At 55.3% G+C, this 14620-nt stretch carries 13 protein-coding genes; 7 read left to right on the forward strand and 6 right to left on the reverse strand.

Features of this window, described 5'->3' with window-relative positions; genetic code table 11:
• The first annotated feature begins 218 nt into the window (after positions 1-218).
• A complete protein-coding gene (locus tag ACR0AK_RS09500) occupies positions 219-1226 on the forward strand; it encodes a helix-turn-helix domain-containing protein (RefSeq protein ID WP_480793133.1) in 1008 nt (335 codons plus the stop codon).
• Positions 1227-1419: 193 nt separating this feature from the next.
• On the opposite strand, the gene rpoD is transcribed toward ACR0AK_RS09500, so the two are convergent.
• The 4 genes from rpoD to ACR0AK_RS09520 all read right to left on the reverse strand — a co-directional run bounded on the left by rpoD (position 1420) and on the right by ACR0AK_RS09520 (position 7432).
• A complete protein-coding gene (rpoD, locus tag ACR0AK_RS09505) occupies positions 1420-3408 on the reverse strand; it encodes an RNA polymerase sigma factor RpoD (protein ID WP_170558092.1) in 1989 nt (662 codons plus the stop codon).
• A gap of 113 nt (positions 3409-3521) precedes the next feature.
• Positions 3522-5471: a DNA primase gene (gene dnaG / locus ACR0AK_RS09510; protein WP_480793134.1), complete on the reverse strand. Its 1950-nt coding sequence runs from the start codon at positions 5469-5471 to the stop codon at positions 3522-3524.
• An 80-nt stretch (positions 5472-5551) separates the two neighbouring features.
• Entirely contained in the window at positions 5552-5848 is a 297-nt protein-coding gene (locus ACR0AK_RS09515) for a hypothetical protein (protein WP_170558096.1), read from the reverse strand.
• A gap of 153 nt (positions 5849-6001) precedes the next feature.
• Positions 6002-7432 carry a Glu/Leu/Phe/Val family dehydrogenase gene (locus tag ACR0AK_RS09520; protein ID WP_170558098.1) on the reverse strand — a complete coding sequence of 477 codons (1431 nt, stop codon included), beginning with the start codon at positions 7430-7432 and terminating at the stop codon, positions 6002-6004.
• Positions 7433-7757: 325 nt separating this feature from the next.
• On the opposite strand from ACR0AK_RS09520, the gene ACR0AK_RS09525 reads away from it, so the two are divergent.
• The 3 genes from ACR0AK_RS09525 to ACR0AK_RS09535 are packed head-to-tail and all read left to right on the forward strand — an operon-like array spanning position 7758 to position 10676.
• The gene (locus ACR0AK_RS09525; RefSeq protein ID WP_480793135.1) at positions 7758-9545 is read left to right on the forward strand and encodes a TadE/TadG family type IV pilus assembly protein; all 1788 of its coding nucleotides are present in this window, start codon (positions 7758-7760) and stop codon (positions 9543-9545) included.
• Positions 9542-10075 (forward strand): TadE/TadG family type IV pilus assembly protein, encoded by a 534-nt coding sequence (locus tag ACR0AK_RS09530; protein WP_480793136.1) that lies wholly within the window; start codon positions 9542-9544, stop codon positions 10073-10075. Before ACR0AK_RS09525 ends, ACR0AK_RS09530 begins: the two co-directional genes overlap by 4 nt.
• 1 nt (position 10076) lies before the next feature.
• Positions 10077-10676, forward strand: a complete 600-nt coding sequence (locus ACR0AK_RS09535) for a TadE/TadG family type IV pilus assembly protein (protein WP_480793137.1) — start codon at positions 10077-10079, stop codon at positions 10674-10676.
• Here the strand turns inward: ACR0AK_RS09535 and ACR0AK_RS09540 are convergent.
• Positions 10645-11139, reverse strand: a complete 495-nt coding sequence (locus ACR0AK_RS09540) for a hypothetical protein (protein ID WP_480793138.1) — start codon at positions 11137-11139, stop codon at positions 10645-10647. The two genes, ACR0AK_RS09535 and ACR0AK_RS09540, sit on opposite strands and share 32 nt — an antisense overlap.
• A gap of 158 nt (positions 11140-11297) precedes the next feature.
• On the opposite strand from ACR0AK_RS09540, the gene ACR0AK_RS09545 reads away from it, so the two are divergent.
• Positions 11298-12209: a pirin family protein gene (locus ACR0AK_RS09545; protein ID WP_480793139.1), complete on the forward strand. Its 912-nt coding sequence runs from the start codon at positions 11298-11300 to the stop codon at positions 12207-12209.
• Between the two features lie 14 nt (positions 12210-12223).
• Here the strand turns inward: ACR0AK_RS09545 and ACR0AK_RS09550 are convergent, their stop codons facing one another.
• The gene (locus ACR0AK_RS09550; protein WP_480793140.1) at positions 12224-12811 is read right to left on the reverse strand and encodes a TetR/AcrR family transcriptional regulator; all 588 of its coding nucleotides are present in this window, start codon (positions 12809-12811) and stop codon (positions 12224-12226) included.
• Between the two features lie 99 nt (positions 12812-12910).
• Between ACR0AK_RS09550 and ACR0AK_RS09555 the strand changes: the two genes are divergently transcribed.
• Positions 12911-13159 (forward strand): hypothetical protein, encoded by a 249-nt coding sequence (locus ACR0AK_RS09555; protein WP_170558112.1) that lies wholly within the window; start codon positions 12911-12913, stop codon positions 13157-13159.
• A gap of 127 nt (positions 13160-13286) precedes the next feature.
• Positions 13287-14573 (forward strand): homoserine dehydrogenase, encoded by a 1287-nt coding sequence (locus tag ACR0AK_RS09560; RefSeq protein ID WP_480793141.1) that lies wholly within the window; start codon positions 13287-13289, stop codon positions 14571-14573.
• The last annotated feature ends 47 nt before the right edge of the window (positions 14574-14620 follow it).

The raw sequence follows: 14620 nt of genomic DNA on the forward strand, positions 1-14620 counted from the left end.
GGATGTGTCGGGGAGCCTCGGGTCATCTGCGCGACAAGTTTCCTGGGCTCTGGCCTCATCCCCACAAGGCCTAACCCGACAGCACGCGGAAAATACGCTTGATGGTCACTGTAGTCTTGCGAAGTTCAGCCATTGTCATTTGAATAGGTGACAACACTGTCACCAGCGGCCGGAATTTCGACTGTGATAAGAAACATGCTGCTAACTCGGGTTTGAACATGGACGTCGATATTGCGCGCATTCAAGTGTTGTCCAAAACGTTGGATCAACGGGCAAAAGATCCTTCGATTGGGGATCGCGTTCTGGCCAAATCCGGTTTGAGCCGCAGCGATATTGCGCCACCTGCAACAGCCTATAGCGCACACAAAGAGGCGTTGTTTGTCCGCTACGCCTGCGACGCGCTGCATGACATCACCTTTTCGGCCAGTGCTGGGCTTGGCTTCAGGTCATCCTCCAGCCTGACGGCGTATATCAGTAAATACTCGCGTGATCTGAAGCAGGTGATCGAAAACTCGTCGCGATTTCACGGGATGATAGACCCGGCGTTATTCTTCAGTCTGCGCGTTTCTGGAAATTTTGCGTCAATCGAAGCCGACTGGAAGGATGCCAGTTTTGCCCGATATCACCGTCGTACCGAATTTTTGATTTTCGCGGCCCTCGCCCGCATACGCTCGCTAACGCAGACAAGTTTCTTTCCTATCGAAATCCGCTTTCAGCACGAGGTCGGCGAAGCCAGAAAAGAGTTTCAGAAACTAGCGGGCTTTCCTGTGTCCTTTGGTTCAGAACGGTTGGAAATTATACTGACGCTGTCTTCATTGGATCTTCCGGTGCCGACATATGACCCCTCTCTGCGCGAGCATCTTCTGTCATATGGCGACAGGGTTCAGGCCGAAAGTGACCAGCCCGCGCAAAAACTCAGGGCGCAAGTCGAGGGGCTGATCACCCGGTCGATGCCCGGCGCGATTATTCAGGCGGACGACGCAGCCTCGAACCTTGGGATGAGCCCGCGCACCTTTGCCAGACGGTTGAATGACGAAGGCACAAGCTATCGTGAGATTGTCGAAGACCTGAGATGTGATCTGGCGCAGACTTTTATCACCAACGGGATGCCTTTATCGGAAATCGCCTATTCGCTGGGTTATGCGGATCAACCTGCGTTTTCCACGGCTTTCAAACGCTGGACCGGTCAGGCACCCAGCACGTTCCGCACTCGGTTGGAACCGTAACACGGAAAGGGTGGCCGGGGGTCGTCAGCGGCACAGCCTCACCCCGGCCTGTCCCATGAGTGGACAAGGCAGAAATAGGGGCCACATCGCTGCATGACTTGTGAGTTCTCGCCAATTTGAGGTTTGAACCGGTCACCGTGATCAACGCGTGAACAGATAAGAAAAAGGCGCCTCGGTTGAGGCGCCTTTTCGATTACTGATCCAGGAATGACCGCAGTTTGCGCGATCGGCTGGGATGTTTGAGTTTGCGCAGCGCTTTCGCCTCGATCTGACGAATACGTTCGCGGGTCACGCTGAACTGCTGGCCGACCTCTTCCAAAGTGTGGTCGGTGTTCATACCGATGCCAAAGCGCATCCGCAGAACCCGTTCCTCACGCGGCGTAAGCGAGGCCAGAACCCGAGTGGTCGTTTCCTTGAGGTTTTCCTGAATGGCGCTGTCCAAAGGCAACACGGCATTCTTGTCCTCGATGAAATCGCCCAGCTGGCTGTCTTCCTCGTCGCCAATTGGCGTTTCGAGTGAGATCGGCTCTTTGGCGATCTTCATCACCTTGCGGACCTTTTCCAGCGGCATTTGCAGCTTCTCGGCCAGTTCTTCCGGCGTCGGCTCGCGACCAATCTCGTGCAGCATCTGACGACCGGTCCGGACCAGCTTGTTGATCGTTTCGATCATGTGGACCGGGATACGGATCGTGCGGGCCTGATCCGCGATCGAACGCGTGATCGCCTGACGGATCCACCACGTCGCATAGGTCGAGAACTTGTAGCCCCGGCGGTATTCGAACTTGTCCACAGCCTTCATCAGGCCGATGTTACCTTCCTGAATAAGATCAAGGAATTGCAGGCCGCGGTTCGTGTACTTTTTGGCAATCGAGATCACGAGGCGCAGGTTGGCTTCAACCATTTCCTTCTTGGCCTGACGTGCCTCTTTTTCACCCTTCTGAACTTGCTGAACGATGCGGCGGAATTCAGGGATATCCAGTCCGACATACTGACCGACCTGAGCCATATCGTTGCGCAGTTCCTCGACCTTGGCGGTCGAGCGTTCGATGAACATCTGCCAACCCCGGCCCGGCTTTTCTGCCATCTCGGCCAGCCAGTTCGGGTCCAGTTCGCGCCCGCGATAAGCATCAATGAATTCACGGCGGTTGATACGTGCCTGATCCGCCAGTTTCACCATCGAACTATCCAGCGACATGATACGGCGGTTGATGCCGTAAAGCTGGTCGATCAGCGCTTCGATACGGTTGTTATGCAGGTGCAGACCATTCACCAGTTCGACGATCTCAGACCGCAGCTGTTGATAGGTCGCCTCTTCTTTTTCCGAGAACGTGTCGTCTTCGTTCAGAGTCGCCGAGATCCGGCTGTCCTGCATTTCCGACAGCATCGAGAAGTCCGTCGAGATCCGCTCGAGCGTAGTCAGCACCTGATCTTTCAGCGCGGCTTCCATCGCGGCCAGCGACATGTTGGCCTGATCGTCGTCGTCATCATCGTCATCGTTGTTGAGCGGATTGCCGTCAGCATCCAACTCAGGCCCTGTATCCTTGGCAGGCTTGGCGGCCTGAACGGCTGATGTATCGACAACAGTTTCTTCAACGTCGCCGTCTTCGTCCATCTGGTTGCCAAACGTGGCCTCCAGATCGATGACATCGCGCAACAGAATGTCTTCCGACAACAGTTCGTCGTGCCAGATGGTGATCGCCTGGAAAGTCAGAGGGCTTTCGCACAGACCGGCGATCATGGTGTTCCGACCTGCTTCGATCCGCTTGGCGATGGCAATCTCGCCTTCGCGGCTCAGCAGTTCGACGCTGCCCATCTCGCGCAAGTACATGCGCACGGGGTCGTCGGTCCGGTCCAGCTTTTCGGTCGCCGCACCAGACAGCGCAACTTCGCGATTGCTGTCGGTGGTCGTCAGTTCGGTCGAGCCTTTATTCTCTTCCTCTTCGGCCTCTTCATCTTCGATGATGTTGATGCCCATCTCGGACAGCATCGACATAACGTCTTCGATCTGTTCCGAGCTCACCTGATCAGGCGGCAGAACCTGATTGAGCTGGTCGTAGGTGATGTAACCTTTCTCGCGAGCCTCAGCGATCATCTTCTTGACCTGGGCCTGGCTCATGTCCAGCGAGATTTCCTGTTCCTGCTCTTCGGATTTGCGGTCTTCGTTCGTATCCTTGGCGGCCATTCAATGCTCCTGCAGGGATGGGTGATTCGTTTGTACCGAATCATTAGCGCGTTGAAGTGATTCGGCCACCCGTTTACCCGTTTTTCTTTTCCAGTGCCTTACGAAAACACCACTTATCGCCGTTTCCGTTCAAAATTGATGCCAGACATGATCGCCTGAAACGCGTCTTTCTCGTCGCGGTTGATTCGTGCGCCGTTGTCGGCGACGTCGAATATCGCTCTGTCTTCGTTCTGACTGCGGCTTGTGCGGTTACGCTCTTCGGCGGCCTGGGCCAGCCGATAGGTCAGCGCCTCATCAGCAAGATCGGACAGTTCCTCTGCAGCTTCGGCAATCTCGGCATCCAACCCCCGGAGCGCTTTGATTTTCGCGAGTTCCTCGGCCAGCGTTATCTCGGCCTTTTCAACGTCGCCTGGTTTGAACACACAGGGGATAACTGCGACATGGCGAAGGGCCAGCAGGTTTTCAAGGATCTCGCCGCCTAAAGTTTCGATAATGTGGTCTTTAAGGTGATCGGGGTCGTCGATCGCGTGTCGCAAAATGGCGGCGCGCAGAGCCGCATGATCGGGATCATGGCATTCCATTTCTTCAAGCTGATGCTCGAATTGGATCACGACAGAGGGGTTCAGGACGGCAATCGCCAGAATAGCGGCCTCGCGCATCTGGATGTCTGCGTTTTCAGACGACGCCAGAAAAGACGAGCGCGCACCCGGAGTTGCCGGCTGTTTTGGGGGTTGCCACTTGCCGCGTGGCTGCCACTGGCGGTTTTGCGGCTGGCGTTGCGGGCGGAACAACTGCCAGCGAAGATCTTTGATCTCTTGCCCATAATGCGACCGGATCGAAGGGTCGCGGATCAATTTAATCTTTTCCCTCAATGACTTGTCTAGTGCCGCCTTGCGTTCGGGACTGTCGAAAACTTTGCCTTCAATCTCACGCTGCCACAGCAATTTGACCATTGGAATCGCGCCTTCCAATACCGCATGAACGGCCCCCGATCCTTCGGCGCGCAGCAGGTCATCAGGGTCTTTGCCCTCGGGCATTAATGCAAAACGCAGGGATTTACCCGCCTCCAGCAGCGGCAAGGCCAGATCAACCGCACGCATCGCGGCGCGCAAACCCGCCGTGTCGCCGTCCAGCGCTATGATCGGCTCGTCTGAGACGCGCCACAGGAGCTGCAACTGGTGTTCGGTAATAGCCGTGCCCAGCGGCGCGACCGACGCTCCGAACCCGGCTTCGGCCAGGGCGATCACATCCATATACCCTTCGGCTACAATCAAGGGCTGCCCCTTGCCGGCGGCTTGTCGTGCCGGGCCGTGGTTATAAAGACTGCGACCCTTATCGAACAATTCGGTCTCGGGCGAGTTCAGGTATTTCGCGTTGTCGTTGGGGTCCATTGCCCGCCCGCCGAATGCAATGCACCGACCGCGCGGATCGCGGATGGGGTACATGATCCGATTGCGGAACGTATCATAGGGCTTTTTGCCCTTGTTCGAGGGCTTGGCCAGCCCGGCGCCAAGGATCAGGTCCTCGGCAACATTTTTGCCGCGCAGGTGATCCCACAGCCCTTGCCAACCGTCAGGTGCAAAACCGATCTCCCACCGGTCCAGAGCCTGAGCATCCAAACCTCGACGCGTCAGATAGTCTCGCGCAGCACCCCCTGCCCCGGTCTTGAGCTGCAGGCGAAAAAACTGCACCGCCTGTTCCATCACGTCGGCCAGTTGCGACCGGCGATCCTGTTTTTCCTGAGCTTTTGGATCACGCGCGGGCATCGGCATGCCCGCCTCCCGCGCCAGAATCTCCACCGCTTCGATGAACGAGACATTCTCGGTCTCTTTCACAAAGCTGATCGCGTCCCCTTTGGCGTGGCAACCAAAGCAGTAATAAAACCCCTTCTGGTCATCGACATGGAAGGACGCGGTCTTTTCGTGGTGAAACGGGCATGGCGCCCACATGTCACCTTTGCCCTGGTTGGACTTGCGTGCATCCCACGTGACTTTACGCCCGACGACCTGAGACAGGCTAAGGCGGGTGCGCAGTTCATCCAGAAATCCGGGGGGCAAAGACATGGGTCAAACCTGACAGAAACAGGAACGCGCGCCAAGGGCATGACGCGCGTTTGTCCACAGGGAAATGATGAGGCTGTGGATTATTGCTGCAAACACAGCTCAAGCCAGGCGGCACCCAAATCCTTTTTGCGCACGTCGCGCATCTTTTGCTCATAAACCCATGGCGCGATCAACGGGATGGCCGCATTGTAGTTCTCGGGCCAGGTCGGGCCTGTATCGGCGACCGCCTGCGGCACGTCGCGCTCTTTCACACGGTCCAGCCGAGCCTTCTGAATCGCCGCAACAACATCAGCCTGATATTTGCAGCTTTGCTCTTTGGTCTCTTCCGCAGCTAAGGGGGTGGCCAGCAAAGCGGCGGCTAGGACGATACGCAACATGGGGTACTCCGGTAATCGATTCTGTCGCTGCAGCTTACCTGTAGCGGACGTTGCCTGCCATTACCGTTTTCGGCGTATCTGACGGGACCAAGGGACCCCATCTTCGCGGCTGGGGCAACCTGACAAAGCCAGATTGCCCGGGTTCTCAGACCATCACAGCCCTTTGGCGCGATAGCTTTTTGAGACACGGTCGATGGCCACAATATAGGCCGCAGTTCTCAGGTCCTCGACATCATCACGGCTGTGCCAAACCTCACGCATCGACTGATACGCAATCCGCATAGTGTCATCGAGACCGGAACGCACCAATTCCAGCTCATCAGCACCGCGCAGATACTTGGCCTTAAAGTCCGGCGACATCGACCAGGCATCACCCAGGTAACGATCCAACCGCTCCAACTCGCTGACGATCAGCTCGTGCCGCGCCTCTTCTTGACGGCGCTGCATACGGCCAAAGCGAATATGGCTGAGGTTCTTGACCCATTCAAAATAGGAAACCGTCACACCACCCGCGTTTGCGTACATGTCCGGAATGATCACCGTACCCTTTTTGCGCAGAATCTCATCTGCACCGGCAGTCACTGGGCCATTCGCGGCCTCAATGATCAAAGGTGCCTTGATCCGGTCGGCATTAGACAGGTTGATGACGGCCTCCAGCGCAGCAGGAATTAGGATATCGCAGTCTTCTTCAAGAACTGCCCCACCCTCGGCCGAGTGTGTCGCATCGGGATAATCACTAACGCCGCCATGCTTGACGATCCACTGGCGTACGGATTCCACGTCGATCCCGTCGGGATTATAGAGCGCACCATCCCACTCGATGATGCCGACAATTCTGGATCCATCCTCTTCGCTCAGGAACTTCGCAGCGTGATAACCCACATTGCCCAGGCCCTGAACAATGATACGTTTGCCATCCAGTTTGCCGGTCAACCCTGCCTTTTGCATGTCTTCCGGGTGGCGGAAGAACTCACGCAACGCGTATTGGATACCTCGGCCTGTCGCCTCGACCCGGCCAGCGATTCCGCCTGCATTCAGTGGTTTACCGGTCACACAGGCACGCGAGTTGATGTCCGTCGTGTTCATCCGAGCGTATTGATCCGCCATCCAGGCCATCTCACGCTCACCCGTTCCCATGTCGGGGGCTGGCACGTTTTGCGAGGGGTTGATCAGATCGCGCTTGGCCAGCTCATAGGCAAAGCGGCGGGTGATCTGCTCCAACTCGTGCTCTTCGTATTTTCGGGGATCGATACACAATCCCCCTTTTGATCCACCAAAGGGCGTTTCGACCAGAGCACACTTATAAGTCATCAGGGCGGCAAGCGCCTCTACCTCGTCCTGGTTCACAGCAAGGGCGTAACGAATACCGCCCTTAACAGGTTCCATATGTTCGGAATGAACCGAGCGGTAACCGGTGAAAGTATGAATATCGCCGCGCAGGCGGACACCAAACCGAACGGTGTAGGTGGCGTTGCAGACCCGGATCTTTTCCTCAAGCCCCGGCGGCAGGTCCATAAGGGACGCCGCCCTGTTAAACATCAAATCTACACTTTCGCGAAAGCTTGGTTCATTAATGGCCGTCATGTAATCCTCCGTGCCGACGAACGACGAGCGTTCTGACGTTTTGTCGCACCCATTGCCTAAACGATCAATATTTAAGCAACAATAAAACCCGAATTCATCACAAAGACTCTCGGGCCGGGCTGAGTCGCGCTCCGGGCCTAAGTGCCGAAATATTGTCGCCTGACGGAAAACAGAGATCGAAAAGCCGTTCAATTATCTACACTTCACGCCCAAAGTTGCCATATCTCGGGCACTTCCGCCCAATTCACGCCACGATTCGCCGTTAGTTTTCAAACGTTAACTTTTCCTTAGCAGCGCCGGATGTCTGCTCAGCGAGGTCGGCTAGATGAAAATGCGCGTATTTAAGTGCAACACCAAGAATTATAAGAATGCAGCCGCGGTTGCTCGTCGATTTTCACGCGACGAGGAAGGTGGCGCATTCATTATCTTCGTTGTGGTTGGTTTTTTGCTCATATTTGCGACGGCAGGTATTGGCGTTGATATTATGAACTTTGAACGCGACAGAGCGAGCCTACAGGGTACGCTGGACCGCGCCGTTCTTGCCGCAGCCAACGTGAAACAAAAACTACCTCCTTCGGACGTAGTTAAGTCTTACATTGAGAAGTCCGACGTCCACGGCAAGCTTATCGGCGAACCCGAAGTAGAAGATGATCCTCGCGCCGGGGCGAGAAAAGTTACCGCGAATGCGGCGGTCGACGTCAAAACGCACTTCATGTGGTTTTTTGGTTATCCCTCGCTAACCGCTTCGGTAACAAGCGTCGCGGAAGAGGCCATTGGAGCGATCGAAATCGCGATGGTTCTGGATATTTCCGGCTCAATGAGCTGGGATTCCGCGACGGAAGACAAAACAAAAATGGAAGCCCTTCAGGACGCCGCCACCCAGTTCGTGACAACGATGTACGAGAAAGAGAACCCGGACAAGATTTCGATCTCGATCATTCCGTACAACAACCAAGTGAATGCCGGTGAAAATATCCTGAGCAACATGCCGGGCGTAACGACCGAACATAATTATTCACACTGCGTTGACTTTGTAGATAGCGATTTCAAAGAAAACGCGATTGATCCGGACCAAAGCCTCAATCGAACGGCGCACTTCGATCGCAGAAACTATAATGACGACTATGCAGATGAATTACACTATGTCTCGCGCTCGGTCTGCACCACCCGAGCGGGCAGCGATATTACGGCAATGACGAATATTGTTTCCGACTTGCACGATCAGATCGCAGCCATGTCGCCGGGCGGAAACACGTCGATTGATATTGGCGTGAAATGGGGTGCTGCGCTGCTGGATCCTCAGTTCCAGCCAGTCATAAACAAGCTTTCAAAGCAGAACGCCGACCCCGATGCCGTGGATCCGGACACGGGTCTGGACATCAACACGGGCCTTGCGCCACAGAAGATTGTCCCGGCCGTGTTTGACAACCGTCCGATGAAGTACGAAGCGAACGTCAAAAAGATCATGATTGTCATGACCGATGGCGAAAATACCGAAAACTGGATTCTGAACGAGGCGTACCGCGATGGAGCTTCGGATGTTTGGTACAACCCCAATTATGAGCACGAAGTCACAAGTTGTTGGTATAACCGGTATGGTTATCTCCGCTGTAGGACCGACACGTACGGCGGCGAATACAGCGTCCTCACCTCGGCCCCTGGAGACACACCTGAGTATTACTGGACCAGACAGGAACTGGCAGGTCAGTCCGAGCCCTTTGGCGGCGAAGCGGTTGATCAATCGGTGCGCCTGACCTACCCGCAATTGTGGAATCGCGTCACTTTGGACTGGAATGCCGAATATAACTACGCTTGGCAGTCCAACCACAATCAAACTTGGTATGACAACGCATTCACCACAGTTTATCGATCCGAAAAAGACACCCGGCTTTCTGATATCTGCACCCAGGTCAAGAGTAAGGACATTGATGTTTATGGCATCGCGTTTGAAGCACCCGACGTGGGCGTTACCGCAATCGATAATTGTTCAAGCGGCGCAGGGTTCTTTTACGAAGTCAAAAAGAGTGGCGGCCTCGGAGAAAGCGAACAAACAATTACGCAAGTGTTTGAATCCATTGCTACCGCAATCAAACGTCTGAGGTTGACGCAATGACCCTCAGTCTTCTGAAAAAAACGGCCGGGTTCAAACGATCAGAGCGCGGTTCCGTAACGGTTGAATTCGCCTTGTGGTTCCCTCTCTACATGTTTTTCATTCTGGGCGTCATCGATTATTCGATGGTCTCGATTCAGAAAGCGATGCTGGATCGATCGATGGATCTGGTCGTGCGCGACATTCGCCTTGGGATCAATTTGCCAGACACCGAGCATGATACGATCAAAGATGCTATCTGCGAACATATGGTGGTAATGCCAGCATGCTCTAACAACCTGCAATTGGAGATGATCGTTCAGGATCCGTATAGCGGTGTAAATCTGCCCGCTGCTCCGGACTGCGTCGACCGAGCCGAAGAGGCCAAGCCAGTCCGCGAGTTCTCTAACGGAGGATCAAACGCGCTGATGATCATGCGCGCCTGTATAAAATTTGACCCAATTATCCCCACGACCGCAATGGGTCGGGCTGTGTCTGGTGATGATGGTCTGGTCACACTTACGGCGACGACCACTTTTGTTCAGGAGCCTTAATATGACGCGCCCCATTTCACGCATCCGTCACTTGATTGGCAATTTTTCTGGCGAGGAAAATGGCAACCTGTCCTTGGAGTCCGCTCTGATAATCCCAATGCTCGTATGGAGCGTCACACTTACGTATACGTATTTTGATGGTTTTGTCGAAAGCACGGCGAACCTGAAAGCTGCGTACACCGTCAGCGACTTGATTTCACGTGAGAGTGAGAATGAGATTACCGATACTTACGCGGGGTCCATGTATTCGATTTACAATCGTATGGTAAGGGACAATTCGACGCTAAAAATGCGTTTGAGCGTTATTCAGTACTTTGCCGAGGATGTAGATGCTGGCACGGAAGAGCGCTATAATGTGGAGTGGTCGACAGCTTGTGGGTTTGATGGCACCTGGACCAATGACAACCTTGATCCGCTAATTGAAAAGCTTCCGGCAATGGCCAATGCTGACTCCATGATCATTGTGGAAACGACAAAACCCTATGTGCCAATTTTGGACACCGATTGGCTGGACAGAGATCATACTTTCGAAAATTTCATTTTCACGCGCCCGCGTTTTGTTCCAATCGTCAAAGGGGATGTTTCTGATCAGTTTTGTTAGCAGGATGCAGCAGTGGGTGTAGCATCTGGAGCATAAATTTGGTTTCGGCGGCCGTAGTCAGGCCGCCTATGCCAATCCGGCGACCCAGTCGCCACCACAATCCCGGCGCCCAGCTCTTTTCTGCGCTTTCTTTTGTTTTCAACAAACATCCATTTGACGGCTTGAACGCAAATACCCCCTGATCGACACCTTCAATATCCTCGACACGTGCAATCACCTGCCCTGACCCGGTCCGGATTTCAGTTTCCGTCAATTCGATCCAATCGCTGGTTGCAAGCCACATGCGATAGGCCAGCCAGAACGCCGACACACCAACAACCAGCAAAAAAATCAGCCAGACAGGTTCCGGTGGAGTTGTCAAAGCAACATAGATGACCAGCACCCCAACGGTCGACAGCATCCCCACTCCGATCCAACGTCTGGATGATGATGGCCGGACCGTGGCCAGAATTTCCTGTTGCATTGATGTCCCCTGCTCTGCTTCGATCGGGTTTAGCCGCTTTGCCCGACGAAAAACAGAGGGCAGTGGAATGCTAAATTACGCACAGCATCCGTGTTTGCACGCAAATTGACCCATATCACCGACAACATACATGATCGTCTCAACTTCAGGAGGCCATCATGTCCCTTAGACCAACATTGGAAACCCGCAAAGCCATGCCAACCATGGAAGGCGCAGGCGTCAAATTGCACCGGGCGTTTGGCTTTCAGGACCCGTCCGAGCTTGACCCGTTCTTGTTGTTCGACGATTTCCGCAATGAGCGCCCCGAGGATTACCAGCCAGGCTTCCCCTGGCATCCGCATCGCGGTATCGAGACCATCACCTATGTCCTATCCGGATCGGTCGAGCATGCGGATTCGCTGGGCAACACCGGCACTTTGGGCGCAGGCGATGTTCAGTGGATGACCGCAGGGTCCGGGATACTCCATCAGGAAATGCCTAAGGGAAATGGTGCAGGCCAAATGCACGGTTTTCAACTGTGGGGTAACCTGCCCTCGGATCAAAAGATGACCGCGCCCCGCTATCAGGATGTCCAAAGCAAGGAGATACCCGAGGTCACTGATGATGACGGCACCACCGTACGCGTCATAGTTGGAGAGTTCTGGGGCAAGACAGGTCCTGTGGACGGCATTGCTGCCGATCCGCAATATCTGGACGTGCAGATTCCGGCTGGCGTGAAAAAGACATTTCGCATCGACACCTACCGTCGAGCGTTTGCCTATATCTTCCAAGGGCAGGCAGCTTTTGCAGACGCTTCGCAACCAACCGGCATACTTCTGGAAAAAGAGGTCGCGGGACAAGAGGTCAACATCCGCGACCTGTCCGGCGATCGCACTCTGGTTCGGTTCGGAACCGGTGATGAGGTCACAGTCCAGGCCGGTCCAGAAGGTGTTCGGTTCCTGTTAATCTCGGGCGCGCCGATTGATGAGCCTGTTGCTTGGCACGGACCGATTGTCATGAACACGCGGGCCGAACTGGAACAAGCGTTCAAAGAATTGCGCAACGGCACATTCATTCGCGCGGCGCACTGATAAAGAAAGTATGGTCAGGCAGTTACGGCGCGCCTGACCATATCCCAATAGACCTGCTCGACTTCATCCAGCGACAAACGACCGCCAGCGCGATACCATGTCATAACACCGTTCAGCATGGCGATCACGGCCAGGGTCGCGATCTTGGTATCGGCAACCGAGAACAGCCCAGCCTGCTGACCGTCCCGCAAGATAGCTTCAAGCGAATCCTCATAGGCCCTGCGCAGACCCTCGATCTCAGAGAAGTTTTCTGGCGACAGGTTTCGCAGTTCCATATATGCGATGAAGACCTCGTCCGGTCTCTCCATATGAAACCGTATGTGAAATCCCACAAAGCGGCGCAGCGCAGCCTCTGCATCGGCAGTTTTTTCAAGCTCATCATATGCGGCCAACAGATCCTGCATATGGTCATGCATCAGGCGATAAAGCAGGCTTTGCTTGTCTGGCGTATAGTTATACAGAGCACCCGCTTGCACGCCCACCTCCTTCGCGATCTGGCGCATGGACACGGCGGCATAGCCATGCCGGGCGAATAGTCCCAGCGCAGCCTCACGGATGCGCGGGCCGGTGATATCTGAATGTGAACCTTGGGTACGTGCCATGTGCTCACCGTATATGAACGTATGTTCATATAGAACCCCGCTTGAACGACGGCAGTAAAACGTGCATCACAGTCTAAGTCGTTATTGAAAGGGTTCGTTATGAAGCCTCTGCCATTGTTGGTCCTGCTTCTGACTTGCGCAGCCTGCACGGACTTTCCGGAATTGGAAGGACGCGAGCAGCCAAATGTGCGCTCAGCCAAATATCCTAAACTGATCCCGATTCAGGACATTCTGGGCCCACCGATAGATCCCGTAAGCGAGGCCGCCGAGGTTGAAGAAGATCTGACCGCGCGCAGCGAGGCACTGGCCAAAAAGGCCGAAGCACTACAGAACGCTCAGATCAACTGACCTTTCACATTTCAAACGCTTGTTACCGCTGTCTCGGATTGCGCCCCGACGCTGAACCCGTTAAGGCACCAATGAACGGGCAAACGGCCCGAAACCAAGGACATTCGAGCGGAAAGGAACCCACGGGATGACACAGGCGCTGCGGCTGGGAATTGCGGGCTTGGGAACGGTTGGCGTGGGTGTCGTGCGGATCGTGCGCCGCCATGCGGACCTGCTGCAGGCGCGTACAGGTCGCGCCATCGAAATAACCGCTGTTTCCGCACGGGATGCCAACAAAGACCGTGGCGTGAACCTTTCGGAATATGCTTGGGAGACGGATCCGGTCGCACTGGCGCAACGTGACGATGTGGATGTCTTTGTTGAACTGATGGGCGGCGAAAACGGCGCTGCCAAAGCGTCGGTCGAGGCCGCGCTGGCCGCTGGCAAGGATGTGGTGACTGCAAACAAGGCACTGCTCGCCATTCACGGTCAGGAACTGGCTGAGCAAGCCGAGGCCGCAGGCCGTGTTATCCGTTTCGAAGCGGCCGTTGCAGGCGGAATCCCGGTGATCAAATCTCTGACTGAAGGTCTGGCCGGGAACGAGATCACCCGCGTCATGGGCGTGATGAACGGCACCTGCAACTATATCCTGACGCGGATGCAATCGCAGGAGTTGGGCTATAACGCACTATTCGAAGAATGCGCGGAACTGGGCTATCTCGAAGCCGATCCGAACCTGGACGTTGGCGGTATCGACGCGGCACACAAGCTGGCGCTATTGTCCTCGATCGCCTTCGGCACCAAACCGAATTTTGACGGCATCCAGATCGAAGGTATCCAGCATATCAGTCTGGACGATATTCATCAGGCAGCCGACATGGGCTATCGTATTAAGCTGCTGGGCGTCGCTCAGCGCTCTGCGCGCGGTCTGGAACAGCGGATGCAGCCCTGCCTTGTGCCCAGCGGCTCGCCTCTGGGTCAGCTAGAAGGTGGCACCAATATGGTGGTTATCGAAGGCGACGCCGTCGAACAGGTTGTTCTGCGCGGCCCTGGCGCAGGTGAAGGTCCGACGGCCAGCGCAGTGATGGGCGACGTCTGCGATCTGGCGCGGGGGCTGCAAATCCCAACCTTTGGCCGTCCCGCCACGACACTGGAAGAGGCAAAACCTGCCATAACCGGCCTGCCCGCCCCCTACTACCTGCGCCTTGCACTGTTCGACAAACCGGGTGCTCTGGCGAAAGTGGCGGCTATCCTGGGTGATGCAGGTGTCTCAATCGATCGAATGCGCCAGTACGGGCACACCGAAGCCACCGCGCCGGTTCTGATTGTTACGCATAAGACCACACGTGCCACGCTGGATGTCGCTTTGGAAGGCCTCCGGACGACCGATGTCGTGTCGGGAGAGCCCGTTGCACTGCGGATTGAAGAGGTTTGACCCTTGCGGCCTGCACAAAACGCAGGCTATGCCCGATGAAACGCCTT

The organism is Ruegeria sp. BI12, assembly GCF_056537985.1.

What these genes read in the sequence shown, in the direction of transcription:
- ACR0AK_RS09500 (WP_480793133.1), top strand. Translation starts at nt 219, where the DNA reads ATGGACGTCGATATTGCGCGCATTCAAGTGTTGTCCAAAACGTTGGAT.
- rpoD (WP_170558092.1), bottom strand. Translation starts at nt 3,408, where the DNA reads ATGGCCGCCAAGGATACGAACGAAGACCGCAAATCCGAAGAGCAGGAA.
- dnaG (WP_480793134.1), bottom strand. Translation starts at nt 5,471, where the DNA reads ATGTCTTTGCCCCCCGGATTTCTGGATGAACTGCGCACCCGCCTTAGC.
- ACR0AK_RS09515 (WP_170558096.1), bottom strand. Translation starts at nt 5,848, where the DNA reads ATGTTGCGTATCGTCCTAGCCGCCGCTTTGCTGGCCACCCCCTTAGCT.
- ACR0AK_RS09520 (WP_170558098.1), bottom strand. Translation starts at nt 7,432, where the DNA reads ATGACGGCCATTAATGAACCAAGCTTTCGCGAAAGTGTAGATTTGATG.
- ACR0AK_RS09525 (WP_480793135.1), top strand. Translation starts at nt 7,758, where the DNA reads ATGAAAATGCGCGTATTTAAGTGCAACACCAAGAATTATAAGAATGCA.
- ACR0AK_RS09530 (WP_480793136.1), top strand. Translation starts at nt 9,542, where the DNA reads ATGACCCTCAGTCTTCTGAAAAAAACGGCCGGGTTCAAACGATCAGAG.
- ACR0AK_RS09535 (WP_480793137.1), top strand. Translation starts at nt 10,077, where the DNA reads ATGACGCGCCCCATTTCACGCATCCGTCACTTGATTGGCAATTTTTCT.
- ACR0AK_RS09540 (WP_480793138.1), bottom strand. Translation starts at nt 11,139, where the DNA reads ATGCAACAGGAAATTCTGGCCACGGTCCGGCCATCATCATCCAGACGT.
- ACR0AK_RS09545 (WP_480793139.1), top strand. Translation starts at nt 11,298, where the DNA reads ATGTCCCTTAGACCAACATTGGAAACCCGCAAAGCCATGCCAACCATG.
- ACR0AK_RS09550 (WP_480793140.1), bottom strand. Translation starts at nt 12,811, where the DNA reads ATGGCACGTACCCAAGGTTCACATTCAGATATCACCGGCCCGCGCATC.
- ACR0AK_RS09555 (WP_170558112.1), top strand. Translation starts at nt 12,911, where the DNA reads ATGAAGCCTCTGCCATTGTTGGTCCTGCTTCTGACTTGCGCAGCCTGC.
- ACR0AK_RS09560 (WP_480793141.1), top strand. Translation starts at nt 13,287, where the DNA reads ATGACACAGGCGCTGCGGCTGGGAATTGCGGGCTTGGGAACGGTTGGC.